The sequence below is a fragment of the Salegentibacter tibetensis genome, assembly GCF_020164485.1.
GTDB classification, from domain to species: domain Bacteria; phylum Bacteroidota; class Bacteroidia; order Flavobacteriales; family Flavobacteriaceae; genus Salegentibacter; species Salegentibacter tibetensis.
Window position 1 is genome coordinate 1 of record NZ_JAIQZA010000055.1, and the last position, 14,247, is coordinate 14,247.

Here is a 14,247-nt window from a genome sequence, read left to right on the forward strand (position 1 = left end):
GATTCTCCTGATAAAAATTGTTTTAATGCTTTTTCCTTTAATTCTTTAATCTCTTCTTGTGTCATAATCTAGTTTAAAAAATTTATTATATTTTTCAAAGTCTAGACAGACTTGAGATTACACCCTCGCCGGTGATAGCTGGCTGAAGCAATCTTTTAAACCTGAGTAGTTTTTTTAATTTTACTCACTACTCACTACTCACTACTCACTACTCACTACTTTACCACCAAACTACTATATCCCTGTCCGTTCCGGGTAAGCTGAATTTGTGTGCCAATACGCTCTTTTAAAGAAGCTACGTGACTAATAATTCCAATGGTTTTGCCAGATTCTGCCTGAAGCTTTTCCAGGGTATCCAGCGTCTGGTCTAAAGTTTCGGGGTCTAAAGTTCCAAAACCTTCATCGATAAACAAACTGTTTATTTCTACGTTTCTGGAGGCCAGATCAGATAAAGCCAATGCCAGCGATAGACTCAAAAGAAAGGTTTCTCCACCCGATAAGGTTTTAACCGATCGTCTTTGGCCCCCCATATCTTCATCTATCGCCACCAATCCGTCATCTTCGCCATCAATTGCTTTATCGATTTTATAACGTTCGCTTAAATCTTTTAGTCGAATATTCGCCAAATATATAAGTTGCGACAAAGTAAGATCCTGGGCAAAATCATTGAATTTCTTACCTTGTCTGTCTCCAATAAGTGTATTTAAAAGCCGCCAGCGTTTGCATTGTTTTTCCTTTTCAGCGATTTGATTTTCCAGATTTTTTAATCGGGAAAGGTATTCCGTATTGTTGCCTAGCTTTCTTCTCAGGTCTTCGCAAGTTGATTGAGAAAGATTAAAATTTTCCTGCTTCTGTTTTTGCTCTGTAATTAAGTCCTCAATAGAACGTTCAATTTCATTTTCTTTAAACTGCTCTAATTGCTTCTTCAGGGTAGAAATTCCTGTCTCAACGATGCTTTTTTGTTTTAGAAATTCATCTTTCTGCTTTTTTAGTTCAAAGAATTTATTTCCCGGTAAAAGCGAATGATGAGCATTTTCAACACTTTCAAAATCCTTTTTTATAACCTGCTGTTCCAGTTTTTCCAGTAAGTTCTCATAATTTTTCAATTTTTCCTGAAGTTGCTCTTTTTGTGCTTTTTCGTTTTCCTGTAAATATTTTTTCTCATTAAGCAGAGCATTCCAATCATCCATTAATTGTTGACTTTCCTCACCAATATTTTTTCCTGAATATTGCTCCTGAAGTTGTTGTTGCAGTGATTTCCCTCGCTGAAGAATATTTTCTAATTCTTCTAAAATTGGTAATCCGGTTGCTATTGCTTTTAATTGCTGGTTTATTACTTCAAAATATTCTAAACTCTCAATTTTAGCATTAAGCGTAGAAATTTGAATATCCCAATTTATTGCTTCCGTCTCTTCAAATTCGGGATATTTTAGCTTGAAATTCTTTTCATTTTCGGTAATCTCACTTTCAATTTCACCTAATTGTTTTTTAGTCTTTTGCACTGACTCTTCTAAATGTAATAGTTTTGATTGAGCCTGGTTGAATTTTGCATTATGCTCATCTATTTCTGAAGTTTTTGCTGAAATTTTCACTGTAAGATCGTCTTCAAAATCGGGAAGGTGTTCGGAATAAGGATGTTCATTTGAACCACAAAGAGGGCAGGCTTCCCCGGTTTTTAGTGACTTTCTAAGGTCTTCCAGCTTTGCAGTGATTAGTTGATTCTCCTTTTTTAATTGAAGATTTTCTAAATCCTTCTTCAAAGAAATAAGCAAAGTTTTTTCTTGCTGAATAATCTTTGGCAGATTTTCTAATTCCGGTTGAAGTGTCTCAATTTCTTTATGAAGTTTTAATTGACTTTCCTTTTGCTTAAGGTTTTTTTCTGAAAACTTCTGGGCGTCACGACTTTTTTCCAATTCGGTTTTTAGCCGATTCTTTTCAGATGGAATATTCTCTAAATCAACATCTTTTAAATCAATCTCCAACTGCTGTTTTTCCTGGTTTTTTTTAGCTTGAAGATTTTTTAAAAATTCTTTTCCTACATTTAAATCGTTTTCTGGAAACTCAATTTTTAATTCCCGGGTTTCAGTTTTAAATAATTGCAGCTTGCTTTTATAATCACGACCCAGGGAAGTTTTTTCTTCCTGGAGTTTTCTTATTTTCTCCGAAAAATCGGTTAGTTTTTCTTTAAGGTTCCCTTCGGAAATCTCTTGATGAACAAAACCTTTTACCTGCTGAATAAAGTTGCTTGTGTTTTCTTTATTCAACTCAATTTTTTCTGAAGTTTTATGCAGGTTAACTTTTAAATCTCCTAATTCCTGCTGATAGCGTTTCCAGGTTTGCAATTCTTCAGCAATTGGTTGTAGCTTTTCGTGTAGCTTTAGGCTATTGCCGTATTCATTTTCAAATTCTTTTAGCTGCTCCTTCAGTTTTATTTCTTCTACCTCTAAACCGGTTATTTCCTTTTTTTGTTTTTTAATGGTCTCCTTTAATTCCAGTTGTTTTTCAATCAGATTCAGATCTTTTTGCAGAATTTCAGTTTGCGTAGTTTTTTCTTGTAAATCTTTATTGAAGGTTTTGAGGTCTTCTTCAGAAAGCAAATAGGAGCTAATCAATTTTATCTCGTCTTGCTGCTTTTCAATTTCCGAAGTTTCGGCTTTAAAACGTTCAAAAGCCATAATTCCCAATTGACGGTAAATCCCGGTCCCTGTAATTTTTTCAAGCAGTTCCCCGCGTTCTTCCTTTTTAGCCGAAAGGAATTTGGCAAAATCGCCCTGTGCCAATAAAACTGATTTAATGAACTGATCGTAATTTAACCCGATCAAATTTTCATTTTTCGCCGGAACTTCAGATTTCTTAAGGTCTAACAGCGAGTTATCCTGGAGATTGGCGATCTCCATATTATAATCATTCAGGTTCCCATTTCGGTTCACCTCAATACTCCAGGAAGAAGTGAAACGACCGGCGCCGGTTTGGTAAGTCACTTTTGCGTAGGCTTCTTTCTGGTTTCGGGTAAGGATCGCACCTTTTTCCCTGATTTCCTTTTTACTGATTTTCCCCAATCGCGGCACCTGATTAAAAAGTGCCAGCGAGATCACATCCAGAATACTGCTTTTGCCGCTTCCGGTGGGTCCTGTTATCGCAAAAAGGGTATTCCCAGAGAAAGGAGAATCTTCGAAATCTATATAATTTTCACCTTTAAGGGAATTGATATTTTTAAAAGCTATGCTTAGGATCTTCATTGTTTAAGCTCGTTTTGATTGGTGCACATCTTCAAGAATCTCATTAAAAGCGCTCAGTAATTCCTGTCGGGTATCTTCATCTTCTTCCTGTCGGTCTACTAATTTCTGAAAAACATCTAAGGGCTGAAGATCTTCCAATTGCTGTTTTTCTTCATAAAGCTCGCCACTGCCGCTTATTTTATTTTCAAAACTGGCGCGGTGTTTTACAATCTCATAACCTTCCACCTTAAAATTATCGACTAACTGATCCAGTTCATATATTTTATTGGAGTCAAAATTCTTTTCTTTCAGCTCAATTTCAATTAAAGAAGCGAGTCCTGAGCGAGGTTCTAGTTCCTGTAGTTTTTGCTGAAGACTATCGAGGTTACCTGTGATTTTCAGTAATTTTCTGAAAACAGGAATTTCTAAGCTTTGCGGTTCCCAACCTATTTTGGTATCGAGCAATAAAATCCGGTTTTTATTGGTGCGTTCACTAAACGAAAGTGGAATGGGAGAACCACTGTAAAAAGTAGGAATAGCAGCATTTACCCGTTGTGGTTTATGAATATGACCCAGCGCGATATAATTAAAGTAATCGCCAAACTGAAGCGCATTAAAAGCAGCCTGGTTGCCAATTTGAATATCGCGCTCGCTTTCTGAAGTTTCGGCACCTGCGGCAAAAAGATGCCCCATAGCGATGGCAGGAATGTCTTGATATCGGGTTTTACAAATTTCAGCAGCATCTAAAAATGTTTGCTGAATTCCTTTCCGCAAGGCTTCCAGCCGGTCTTCATAAGAATTTCCCTGGCTGGCAGTCCTTAAATCTGCATCCCGTAAATAGGGGAGGGCAGCGATGAGCAGTTCGGTTTTGTTTTCTTTATTATTTATAGGAATAACACATTCCGAAATTTCATCTGGCAAGCCGCCAATAATATGAATGTCCAGTTCGCGTAAAACCTCTTGCGGTGCATTTAGCATAGCGGGAGAGTCGTGATTACCGCCGGTAAGAATGATCTTGCAGTCCAAACGCTTCAGCTTCATCAATGCTTTAAAATATTGTTGCCTGGCTTCAGAAGAAGGATTGGCAAGATCAAAAACATCGCCCGAAACCAATAGTACTTCAACCTTATTTTTAGCAATACAATTGCAAAGCCAATCTATAAAAAAATCAAAATCTGGGTGCAGGCTATGTTTATGTAGTTTTTTACCAATATGCCAGTCGGCGGTATGCAGAATTTTCATAGGAATCGGTTATGGATTTTATGCCGGTGTGAAAGCCCGAAAATAATAAAAATTGAGCGTTTAAAATACTCCAATTAAGGCTGAAACTTATTAAATTTATGTAACAAACTTTCCTGCGAATATTTTTTAACCTCGTAGGTATAGATAGTAGGCAAACCTACAAGGTTTTATAAACCTTGTAGGAATTATAATTCTTTGGGGCTAAAAATACAGGTCCAAAATTTTAGAAAAATGTCAATTAATCAATACGAGCCTTTTGAAGAAAAATTAAACGTGATTTCTCATGCTTTTGGTTTTGCCTTAAGTATACTTGGTCTTGTTTTATTGATATTAAGAGCAAACGAACTTGGCGAAATGGTACACCTTGTGAGCTTTAGTATTTTTGGTGCGAGTATGATTTTACTCTATGCGGCTTCTACTTTATATCACTCTGCCACAAATAAAAACTGGCGGTACAGGCTAAATATTCTGGATCACGCTTCAATTTACGTTTTAATCGCCGGAAGCTATACGCCCTTTGCCCTGGTAACTTTAGAAGGTTGGGTGGGATGGACCATCTTTGGCGTGGTTTGGGGCTGTGCACTCACAGGAATTATCCTTAAACTTTTTTATATCGGCAAATATCAAACCCTGTCTACTGTAATGTATGTAGTGATGGGCTGGATCATTGTTTTCGCGATTAAACCCTTATACGATAATTTAAGTTCAGAAGGTTTGTGGTGGTTGTTTGCGGGCGGAATTTCTTATACGATTGGAGCTGTGTTATTTAGTTTGGATAAGCTTAAATTTAACCACGCGATCTTTCATATTTTTGTGCTTTTTGGTACGTTTTGCCATTATCTTTCCATTTATTTTTATGTATTGCCGGGATAGACTTTCGGTTAAAAATGCCCTACTTTCTCAATTTAAATACTAATTTTAGTTTCTGAAAAAATTGTATTTCAGAATTTATAAATAGCTCAGCAATATGCTACAGGAATTAAAAGAAGCTTACGGATTTATTTTTGAAGACGAACTAATAGAAGAAATTAATAGCGTTGGTAAGCTTCAGTTTATTGGTGCCGGTGAGAAAATCATTGAAATTGGGGATTATGTAAAAATGATGCCCCTGCTAATTGAAGGAGCTATTAAAATTATGCGGGAAGACAAAGATGGCGATGAACTTCTTTTGTATTTTCTGGAGCGAGGCGATACCTGCGCGATGACGCTTTCCTGTTGTCTTGGTCAAACCAAAAGTGAAATTAGGGCCATTGCCGAAAGGGATACAAAATTGATTATGCTTCCCATCGAAAAAATGGAAGAGTGGACCACAAAATATAAATCCTGGCGCGATTTTGTTTTTGAAAGTTATCACGTTCGTCTTTCAGAAATGCTGGATACCATAGACACCATCGCTTTTATGAATATGGATCAGCGTTTAATGAAATACCTTCAGGATAAGGCGAAGATCAATCAGAGTGAAGTAATTGCAGTTACCCACCAACAAATTGCTTACGATTTACATACTTCACGTGTTGTTATTTCCAGGTTATTGAAAAAACTTGAACTGGACGGAAAAATAAAACTTCAACGAAACAGTATAGAAGTCATGGAACTTTAAACCTGTGTAACCCTTGTTACTGTAAAACACCCATATTGCAGGTACTTTTGCACCATAATAAAATTAAGATATGGAAATATTTGAAATACTGGGTTACTTTGGAGCATTGGTAATTGGCGTGGTCTTAGGCCTTATTGGCGGCGGCGGTTCAATATTAACGGTTCCAGTATTGGTTTATTTACTTGCAATTAATCCCGTAACTGCCACAGCATACTCTCTTTTTGTGGTGGGAGCTTCTTCTCTGGTGGGCGCGTTTAAAAATATGCAGAAGAGACTGGTAGATTTTAGAACAGCTATTGTGTTTTCCATTCCTGCTTTTATCGCAGTGTATTCCACAAGAAAGTGGATGGTTCCAGCAATTCCCGAATCTCTTTTTAGTGTTGGAGATTTTGAGATCACCAAGAACATAGGGATAATGCTATTTTTTGCCATTATCATGGTATTAGCGTCGGTCTCCATGATTCGTGATAATGGTAAGAAAAAAATGGAAGATGTTGAAATTACCTATAACTATCCATTAATTATTATTGAAGGAATTGTGGTAGGAGTACTTACCGGAATTGTTGGTGCCGGTGGTGGATTTCTAATTATCCCTGCCTTAGTGCTATTGGCTAAACTCCCTATGAAAAAAGCCGTAGCCACCTCATTGTTAATTATCGCCATTAAATCGCTGATAGGTTTTATTGGAGACATTGAAAATATGCAAATAAACTGGCTGTTTTTAGCTATATTCACCGGACTTTCTATGGTGGGAATGTTTATAGGAATCTATCTCAACAAATTTATAGACGGAAAAAAACTAAAAAAAGGTTTCGGCTGGTTTGTGCTAATAATGGGGATATATATTATTTGGGCTGAAATTTCGTAAATTCAAATATAGAAAACTGAAGCAATGCCTTTTAAAAACTACTTTTTTGTCGGGATGCAACTTTTGCTTTTCATCGCCTGGGTAATTAATATTGAAGCTTTAGAATTTAACCGGTTGGAATTTTTTCAGCCGGTTTTTTTGGTTTTAAGTGGGGTTGGCTTTTTGATTGTTTTAATTTCAATACTTCAACTCAACACCAATCTTTCCCCTTTTCCAAAGCCAAAAGAAAATGCATGTTTAATTACCAGCGGACTCTTTAAATATATAAGACATCCCATTTATTCCGGAATTTTAATTTTTCTGTTCTTTCTCTCGCTGTATTTCGCATCCGGTTATAAGATAGGAATCACGGTTTTATTGCTGATTTTATTCTGGTTTAAATCAGAATATGAGGAAGAACAATTATGCTTGAAGTATGCAAAATATCGTGATTACCGGCAGGGTACGGGTAGATTTTTCCCTAAATTTACTCGGTAATCGAGATTTATCCCCATAAATATCGGGAGCATCGAGATAGTTTACACGTTTAAGGTTATGAGAATTTTTTGGTTTTTGCGATCTCTTTATGAAGAATAAGCCTGCTGAATAATATCACAACCTAACTTAAAATAAGCAATTTAGCTACTATGTTGCTTATTGGCGGATATAAAATTTACCGGGTCTTTTCCATGTAATGAAATCTTTTAGTATGATTAAGATGCTGGAGAAACCGCAAAAAGATTAATTATGACAGAAACAAAATCACATTGGGAAGAAGTTTACGATAAGAAATCTTACGAAGAGGCAAGTTGGTACCAGGAGAAACCTGAAGTCTCTTTGCAATTTATCAAGGATCTGGAATTATCTGAATGTTCAAAAATAATAGACATCGGAGGTGGAGATTCAAATCTTGTAGATTATTTACTAAAGGAGGGATATCGGGATATTTCTGTTTTGGATATTTCTGAAAAAGCAATTGAAAAAGCAAAAATACGGTTAAAGAACGATGCTGAGAAGGTAAATTGGATAGTTGCCGATGCTACAGAATTCGAAGTAACCCAGGTTTATCATCTCTGGCACGATCGTGCTGCTTTTCATTTCTTAACTGAGGAGGATCAAATAGAAAATTATTTACGAACCCTGGAAAATTCAGTAGCTTCCGGCGGATTTGTAATTCTGGCTACATTTTCAAAAGAGGGTCCAGAAAAATGTAGCGGAAGAACAATTAAACAATATTCACAAGAAGACCTTCAGGAATTGCTACAAGATAAATTTGAGCTCTTAAGGTGTAAAAATATAGATCATAAAACTCCAACAGGGACTATTCAAAATTTCACATTTTGTTGCTTTAGGAAAAAATAAAACGCTTATGAAAGATTTTTGGAATGAACGCTACGCTGAGACAGATTATGCTTACGGCAAAGCACCGAACGAATATTTTAAAGAGAAAATTGATGAAATGCAACCCGGTAAAATTTTATTACCGGCAGAAGGAGAAGGTCGTAATGCAGTCTATGCCGCCACCCAGGAGTGGGAGGTTTCCGCTATCGATATTAGTGAAAAAGGAAAAGAAAAAGCATTAAAACTGGCAAATGCAGAAGATGTTCAAATTGATTACAAATTAGGGGAATTACCTGAACTGGGTTATAAAGAGGAGCAGTTTGATGTTATTGCTTTAATCTTTGCTCATTTTGCGCGGGAGGATAAAGAAAATTATCTTGAAGAATTTAAAAATTTACTGAAGCCTGGTGGACTTTTCATTTTTGAAGCTTTTAGCAAAGAGCAGATAGATATTCAAAAAGAAAATCCAAAATCAGGTGGACCTAAAGATGCTGAAATGCTGTTTTCAAAAGAAGAAGTGCAAACCAGTTTTAAGGGTTATAAATTTGAGCAATTTGAAGACAAAGTAACCGAACTTTCAGAAGGTAAATACCACCAGGGACAAGCAGCAGTAATTCGGTTTGTGGCCAAAAAGCCATTAAATAAATAAACCTCACAGATCTGATAATATAGGTATGGAATCTGTGAGGTTTTAGCTATCTATTGAAATTTATAATCTGTTCCCGGCACTGTTGAGAAGGATTTTTCTCCTAAAAATTCACAATATGCACGGCCGTCCAGTTTAGGTGAAATCGGCGAATGTTTTTGCAAATATTCTTCCACGACTTCGTGAATGGTATAATCTTTTACCTCCACATCTTTTACATTTGGCATTCGGCAAAGGTTATCGATAGGGTCGCCGGGACGAACGCAGGCTGAAATTGTGTAATATTCATCATCCTGCATTTCCGCTCCGTTTACAGTAACCGATTGTATTCTTTCCCCTTTTTTATTTTGAGAATTAAAATCGACTTTCATCCCTGAAAACCTTACCAGCCATCCACCGAAGCGTTCAGTAGAATTTTGGGCAAATGCGTTATGCATTTCTTTTTCCAACCAGTCTTTGATCTGTTTTCCATTGGCTTTTCCCGTTTTTACCTTTTCATTTACGGGCAATAGATTCCACAAGTTGGCCCGGGTAATGGGTGCGGGTTTGCCGTTCTCAGGAACTATAGGATTTCCAAAGCGGAATCCGTTGGAAATTGAAATATCGGCACCGGTTTTCCAGCGTGCCGCGTCGGTGATCATATTATCCATCGGATTTTCTACAGTCAGGTAGCGGTAAAGCGGAGTTTCGGTATACCCTATCACGGTTTCTAAATGCTCTTCATAAGGAACTTTGGCCTTTTTTACCAATTCAGCAATTTCTGGATTAGCGGTATATTTTTCTGGGTCAATTTCCATCAATTCATATTCCTGGTCTACAATTTCACCATCTTTAAAATAAAGATCCAATTTACCCACAAAAGAACCAAAAGCGCCCGGCTCGGTAACTTTTGCATATTTACCTTGAATAGGTTCCCGAACGCGCTCGTGCGTATCGTTCCCGAAAATATAATCTACATCTTTTGCAATCGGGCTATTAGCTAATTCTACCTGCTTAAAAATTCCAAAATGAGTAACGAGAAATAACGCATCAACTTTTTCTTCTTTTTTTACTTTCTGAATCAATTCTTCCACACCTTCGTCCAAACCGCTAAAGGCAATTCCTTCACTAAAAATTGGGTTTTGCCTTACCGGAACATCGGGATCGTTAATACCAATAAATCCAAGTTTTACACCTTCGATTTCTTTGGTCCAGTAAGGAGGGAAGAGCTCTTTTTTATCTTCATCGTGAAACATGTTCTGAACAATTACCGGCGTTTCAAAAGCCTCTAAAACATCCATCATCACTTGTTTTCCATAAACTACCTCCCAGTTTCCGGGCACGATGAGATCATAATCCATTTTTTTAATAATATCGGGAAATACTTTTCCTTCAGAGAGAGCTGCATAGCCGCTACCCTGAATAAGATCGCCTCCATCTAAAATAACTGTATTCGGGTTTTTAGCTCGCTCTTCTTCAAACAAGGTTTGAATATGCGCCAGTCCGCCACGTTTTTTAAATACTATTTCTTCATTTTCCCAGAATAATTCGGGGTGGGAATCCAGTTGCCCGTGAATATCGGCAGTTTGTAAAATGGTGATTTTCGTTGTTTCTTCTTTTTTGTTGTCTGAGTTTTTACTATTTGCATTGTTGCAAGAGGTGTACAAGCCAATGGTTGTAATCCCTGAAAACAGGATTAAAGCTGTCTTTAAACTAAGTTTCATAAATTATCTTTTATAGTTCTATACTGTAATAATTCTTATTCTTTTGTAATTGTAAAAGGTGCGTAAAGGCGTGGTCTACCACCTTTATATAAGGATGTAGCTCTTTTTTGTCAATTTTTAGATGGTTTATAGAAAGTTTACAAACCTTGATTTCTACACCCGCAGTTTTAGCTTTTTTTACGTAGTTGTTCATCTTCGCTTTATTTGTAAGCTCCTTAACATTGCGTCCATAAAGAACTATCTGGAAATCACCAAATTTGTTACCTTCTTCTTTTTTTAGTGCTTCAGCAGTAAGTATTATTGGCTCTAGCTGCGGAATTTTGGAAGTAAGCACTACATAATTATTCTTTTCACTTCCTGATTTGGTTTGAGCAAAACCTGAAATGCCTAGCATTAAAACTAAGATTAGAATTACTATTTTTTTCATCATCTTGATATTTTGTATAATTCAAAATCAATGTTTCTTTTAAAGTTCTATACTGAAATATCCTTTTTTCTGAAGCTGAAAATTGTATAGAATACCATTTTCTACGATTTCTATTTCTGAAGGAATTTCATCGGGATTTACTTCGAATTTTTTCAGTGAAAATCCGCAGGCTTTTATTGCAACTCCGGCTTTTTGAGCTCTTTCGGTGAATTTTTTCATTTCACCTTTATTGGTTAAACCTTTCACCGTTTGGCCGCATACGATAATCTGAAAATCACCAAAATGATGGCCGTCTTCTTTTTTCAATTCTTCCGCAGTAATTAAAATAGGCTGCAGCTGTGGAACTTTTTTGGTTAAAACCACGTAATTGTTTTTTTCTGTATCGTGATTTTGAGCCTGGGTATTTACTGAAAACAGCATTATAAAAGCTGTGAAAATTAAAATTGTCTTTTTCATTTTTTTGAATTTTTGTGACTGAAACAGTCGGTTATATTTTTGTTATTTGTTTTTGAGTGAAATCGTTTAGGATAAAAAACAGGAGGCCTCCAAAAATAGCTATATTCTTAAAAAGCGGTCCCAAGGTGGTTATTTGACCAACCTGTATGGTTAGTGTTATAGGTATTAAAACCGCCATTAAAATTATTGCCGCCCAGCGTGTTTTGTAGCCTATAAGTAAACTGGAGCCAGCTATAAGCATAGCTATGCCTGAAATTATCACCAACAATTCGGGATGCCCAAAGAAGTAAGCGATTCCTTTAAAATTAGCCTGATCTATTCTTTGCACCGTTTTATCTACATTGAGTAAATGATGTAAACTGGCCACGAGAAATATCCCGCTGAGCATCACTCTAAAAACTTGTATAGAGCGACGACTTACTAAAATTTTTGTATTCATTGAAATTTAGAATTAGTGAAAAATAATCATAACCGGATTTGTGCCCGGAGTTGTCTTGATTAAGCCACTAATATCTTTGGAGGTGGATAATTTTTAGAAAAGTAGGTTGAAATCACCGCAGGATTGAAATAACCATAATCCTGAAAATTATTTATTTTTTCGACTCCTGGCCAGGCGATTTTAGAAAGGTAAAAGGGCGCATTACACATCGCCTCAGAACTAATAATTAGTATTGAAGATTCTTTCGAAAAAGTATCAGCATCAGCTGATTTCTGCATTTTTTTATCACAAAACGGGTTTACCAGGGCAATCTCCTGGGTATCGAAAATACTGCTTAGCACTTTGGCATCTAGCATCAGGAATTTTCCGAAGAAGATCACGGTAAAGAAAATCGCTATGTAAGTTTTAAATTGCATTTAAGCGGCGAATATAGAATAAACAAACCTTCTAGTTTGTGACATATGTTACACACATGTTGAGACGCTGAGTAACCCTTGTTACTGTAGCGTTTCAAGAAATTAAAGACCTTTGCATTCCGAATCTGATAACCTTATATTTTGAAAAGTTTTAAGTTAATCCCTTTAATTTTTGTATTATTAATGAGCTTTAATTTTAATGCTCAACATAACACATCCTTACAAGAAGAAGAATTTCAACTAAAAGATATTTTTAGGAAGGCCCATTTTCATGGACATATTAGAAACTTCTTTATGAATACAATTAACCGGGGAGATTTGAAAGATTATTATACGAATGCGACCGGTGGAGCGGTTGGATTTACTACCGGAAATTTTAAGGGTTTTGAGATTGGTGTAAAGGGGATTTTTACTTACGAGACCTTTGGTAGTGATCTGGGAGTTGAAGACGCTGTAACCGGAAAGAATGCGAAATGGGATTATGAACTTTATGATGTTCTGAATAAAGGAAATTTCCGCGATCTCGATAGGTTGGAGGAGCTATTTATTCGTTATCGTTTTGGAAATTCATATCTCAGCTATGGAAAACTGGAAACTGAATTCACACCACTTTTAAACCACAGTGATGGCCGGATGAAGCCATTTGCACATCGTGGCACCTGGGCACATTTAAATTTTACTGAAAATCATCAGGTGAATTTAGGTTGGATTGATGGGGTTTCACCGCGTTCTACTACAGAATGGTTTGAAATGGATGAGGCGCTCGGACTTTTCTATAACGGATTTCAACCCAATGGAGAAATGGCTGAATATCACGAATTTTATTCTTCTTCAGGTATTGGCGTTCTCAACTATAATTTTAGAAAAGAAAATTTTCAGCTTAATTTTTATGATTTTTATCTGGATAAGGTGATGAATACCCTTTGGACAGAAGCCGGGTATGACCTGGCCGATTTTAACTTCGGAATTCAATATGTTTACCAGAATCCTTTTTGTTATTCTCAGGACTTCGCTTATAGGTCTCGTTATGTACAACCCGAAGAAAATGGGCAGGTTCTGAGTTCGCAGCTAAGTTGGAAAAATTCTGGTTTTAATTTGGCTTTTGCCTATACACACGCTTTTGATTCGGGCCGCTTTTTATTTCCGAAGGAATTAGGTCGGGATCGCTTTTTCACTTCAATTCCAAGATCGCGCCTGGAAGGATTAGGGAATGTCAATGTGTTTGCGCTCAAAGCCGAATATATTTTTCCGAAAACCAATTTTCATCTTGGGGTTGAAATGCAGCAATTACCTGGCCCCGAAACCGGTAACTTTGAATTCAATAAATATAATGTAGATGAATCATTTCAGATAAATAGTCATATAAATTACCACGTAAGTGGTTTTCTGAAAGGATTGAGTTTTGATGTTTTGTGGATCTATAGAAAGAACCAAAACCAAAACGATGCCCAGAGTATTTTTAATAAAAGTAATTTTAATCAGTTGAATTTTGTGACGAACTTCAATTTCTAAAGTTGAAAATTTACCGGATGGAAAATGTAAAATTAGGGTTAAAAGAAAACTGGAATCAATTTAGCTTGCTGGTTCTGGTGAATGCTTTTGTTGGCGGGATGGTAGGTCTGGAACGTAGTATCCTTCCTGAAATTGCTGAGAAAGAATTTGGAATAGCGGCAACCAGCGCTATTTTGTCTTTTATCGTTGTTTTTGGAGTGGTAAAAGCAATTTCCAATTATTACGCCGGTGCACTGGCCAATAAGCTTGGAAGAAAAAACCTTCTGGTTTTAGGAGGGCACTGAAAAACTATCTCCTTTGAGGTAATTTTATGAAGGCGATCAAGCAAAAATATATTTTTTGACTTGGTCGCTTTTTTTATTGGTGATTTTTAAGGTGTAGATATTTTTATTATTCTATG

At 36.4% G+C, this 14,247-nt stretch carries 15 protein-coding genes; 8 read left to right on the forward strand and 7 right to left on the reverse strand.

Translation table 11 applies throughout. From position 1 onward, the window contains the following. Window positions 1-215 precede the first annotated feature (215 nt). Together LB467_RS17855 and LB467_RS17860 are read right to left on the reverse strand one after the other, a co-directional pair. Window positions 216-3,239 (reverse strand): SbcC/MukB-like Walker B domain-containing protein, encoded by a 3,024-nt coding sequence (locus tag LB467_RS17855; protein ID WP_224475422.1) that lies wholly within the window; start codon window positions 3,237-3,239, stop codon window positions 216-218. Between the two features lie 3 nt (window positions 3,240-3,242). Next, window positions 3,243-4,460 carry an exonuclease SbcCD subunit D C-terminal domain-containing protein gene (locus tag LB467_RS17860; protein ID WP_224475424.1) on the reverse strand — a complete coding sequence of 406 codons (1,218 nt, stop codon included), beginning with the start codon at window positions 4,458-4,460 and terminating at the stop codon, window positions 3,243-3,245. 231 nt (window positions 4,461-4,691) lie between these two features. On the opposite strand from LB467_RS17860, the gene trhA reads away from it, so the two are divergent. The 6 genes from trhA (at window position 4,692) to LB467_RS17890 (ending at window position 8,897) form a co-directional block, all read left to right on the forward strand. After that, window positions 4,692-5,333 (forward strand): PAQR family membrane homeostasis protein TrhA, encoded by a 642-nt coding sequence (gene trhA / locus LB467_RS17865; RefSeq protein ID WP_224475425.1) that lies wholly within the window; start codon window positions 4,692-4,694, stop codon window positions 5,331-5,333. 94 nt (window positions 5,334-5,427) lie between these two features. Next, on the forward strand, window positions 5,428-6,060 hold the full coding sequence (locus LB467_RS17870) for a Crp/Fnr family transcriptional regulator (protein WP_224475427.1): 633 nt from the start codon (window positions 5,428-5,430) through the stop codon (window positions 6,058-6,060). A gap of 70 nt (window positions 6,061-6,130) precedes the next feature. Continuing rightward, a complete protein-coding gene (locus LB467_RS17875) occupies window positions 6,131-6,928 on the forward strand; it encodes a sulfite exporter TauE/SafE family protein (protein ID WP_224475429.1) in 798 nt (265 codons plus the stop codon). 24 nt (window positions 6,929-6,952) lie between these two features. Next, window positions 6,953-7,405 (forward strand): methyltransferase family protein, encoded by a 453-nt coding sequence (locus LB467_RS17880; RefSeq protein WP_224475431.1) that lies wholly within the window; start codon window positions 6,953-6,955, stop codon window positions 7,403-7,405. A gap of 249 nt (window positions 7,406-7,654) precedes the next feature. After that, a complete protein-coding gene (locus tag LB467_RS17885; protein WP_224475432.1) occupies window positions 7,655-8,269 on the forward strand; it encodes a class I SAM-dependent methyltransferase in 615 nt (204 codons plus the stop codon). A 7-nt stretch (window positions 8,270-8,276) separates the two neighbouring features. Beyond that, window positions 8,277-8,897, forward strand: a complete 621-nt coding sequence (locus tag LB467_RS17890) for a class I SAM-dependent methyltransferase (protein WP_224475434.1) — start codon at window positions 8,277-8,279, stop codon at window positions 8,895-8,897. 50 nt (window positions 8,898-8,947) lie between these two features. Here the strand turns inward: LB467_RS17890 and LB467_RS17895 are convergent, their stop codons facing one another. The 5 genes from LB467_RS17895 to LB467_RS17915 are packed head-to-tail and all read right to left on the reverse strand — an operon-like array spanning window position 8,948 to window position 12,335. Then, window positions 8,948-10,597: a bifunctional metallophosphatase/5'-nucleotidase gene (locus tag LB467_RS17895; RefSeq protein WP_224475435.1), complete on the reverse strand. Its 1,650-nt coding sequence runs from the start codon at window positions 10,595-10,597 to the stop codon at window positions 8,948-8,950. A gap of 10 nt (window positions 10,598-10,607) precedes the next feature. After that, a complete protein-coding gene (locus LB467_RS17900; RefSeq protein ID WP_224475437.1) occupies window positions 10,608-11,027 on the reverse strand; it encodes a DsrE family protein in 420 nt (139 codons plus the stop codon). 36 nt (window positions 11,028-11,063) lie between these two features. Next, a complete protein-coding gene (locus LB467_RS17905) occupies window positions 11,064-11,480 on the reverse strand; it encodes a DsrE family protein (RefSeq protein ID WP_224475438.1) in 417 nt (138 codons plus the stop codon). Between the two features lie 31 nt (window positions 11,481-11,511). Next, a complete protein-coding gene (locus LB467_RS17910; RefSeq protein ID WP_224475439.1) occupies window positions 11,512-11,919 on the reverse strand; it encodes a DoxX family protein in 408 nt (135 codons plus the stop codon). 59 nt (window positions 11,920-11,978) lie between these two features. Next, window positions 11,979-12,335, reverse strand: a complete 357-nt coding sequence (locus LB467_RS17915; protein WP_224475440.1) for a hypothetical protein — start codon at window positions 12,333-12,335, stop codon at window positions 11,979-11,981. A 294-nt stretch (window positions 12,336-12,629) separates the two neighbouring features. Here LB467_RS17915 and LB467_RS17920 point away from each other — a divergent pair, with 294 nt between their 5' ends. Next, window positions 12,630-13,847, forward strand: a complete 1,218-nt coding sequence (locus LB467_RS17920) for a hypothetical protein (RefSeq protein WP_224475442.1) — start codon at window positions 12,630-12,632, stop codon at window positions 13,845-13,847. Window positions 13,848-13,864: 17 nt separating this feature from the next. Next, entirely contained in the window at window positions 13,865-14,131 is a 267-nt protein-coding gene (locus LB467_RS17925) for a hypothetical protein (RefSeq protein ID WP_224475443.1), read from the forward strand. Window positions 14,132-14,247: the final 116 nt, after the last annotated feature.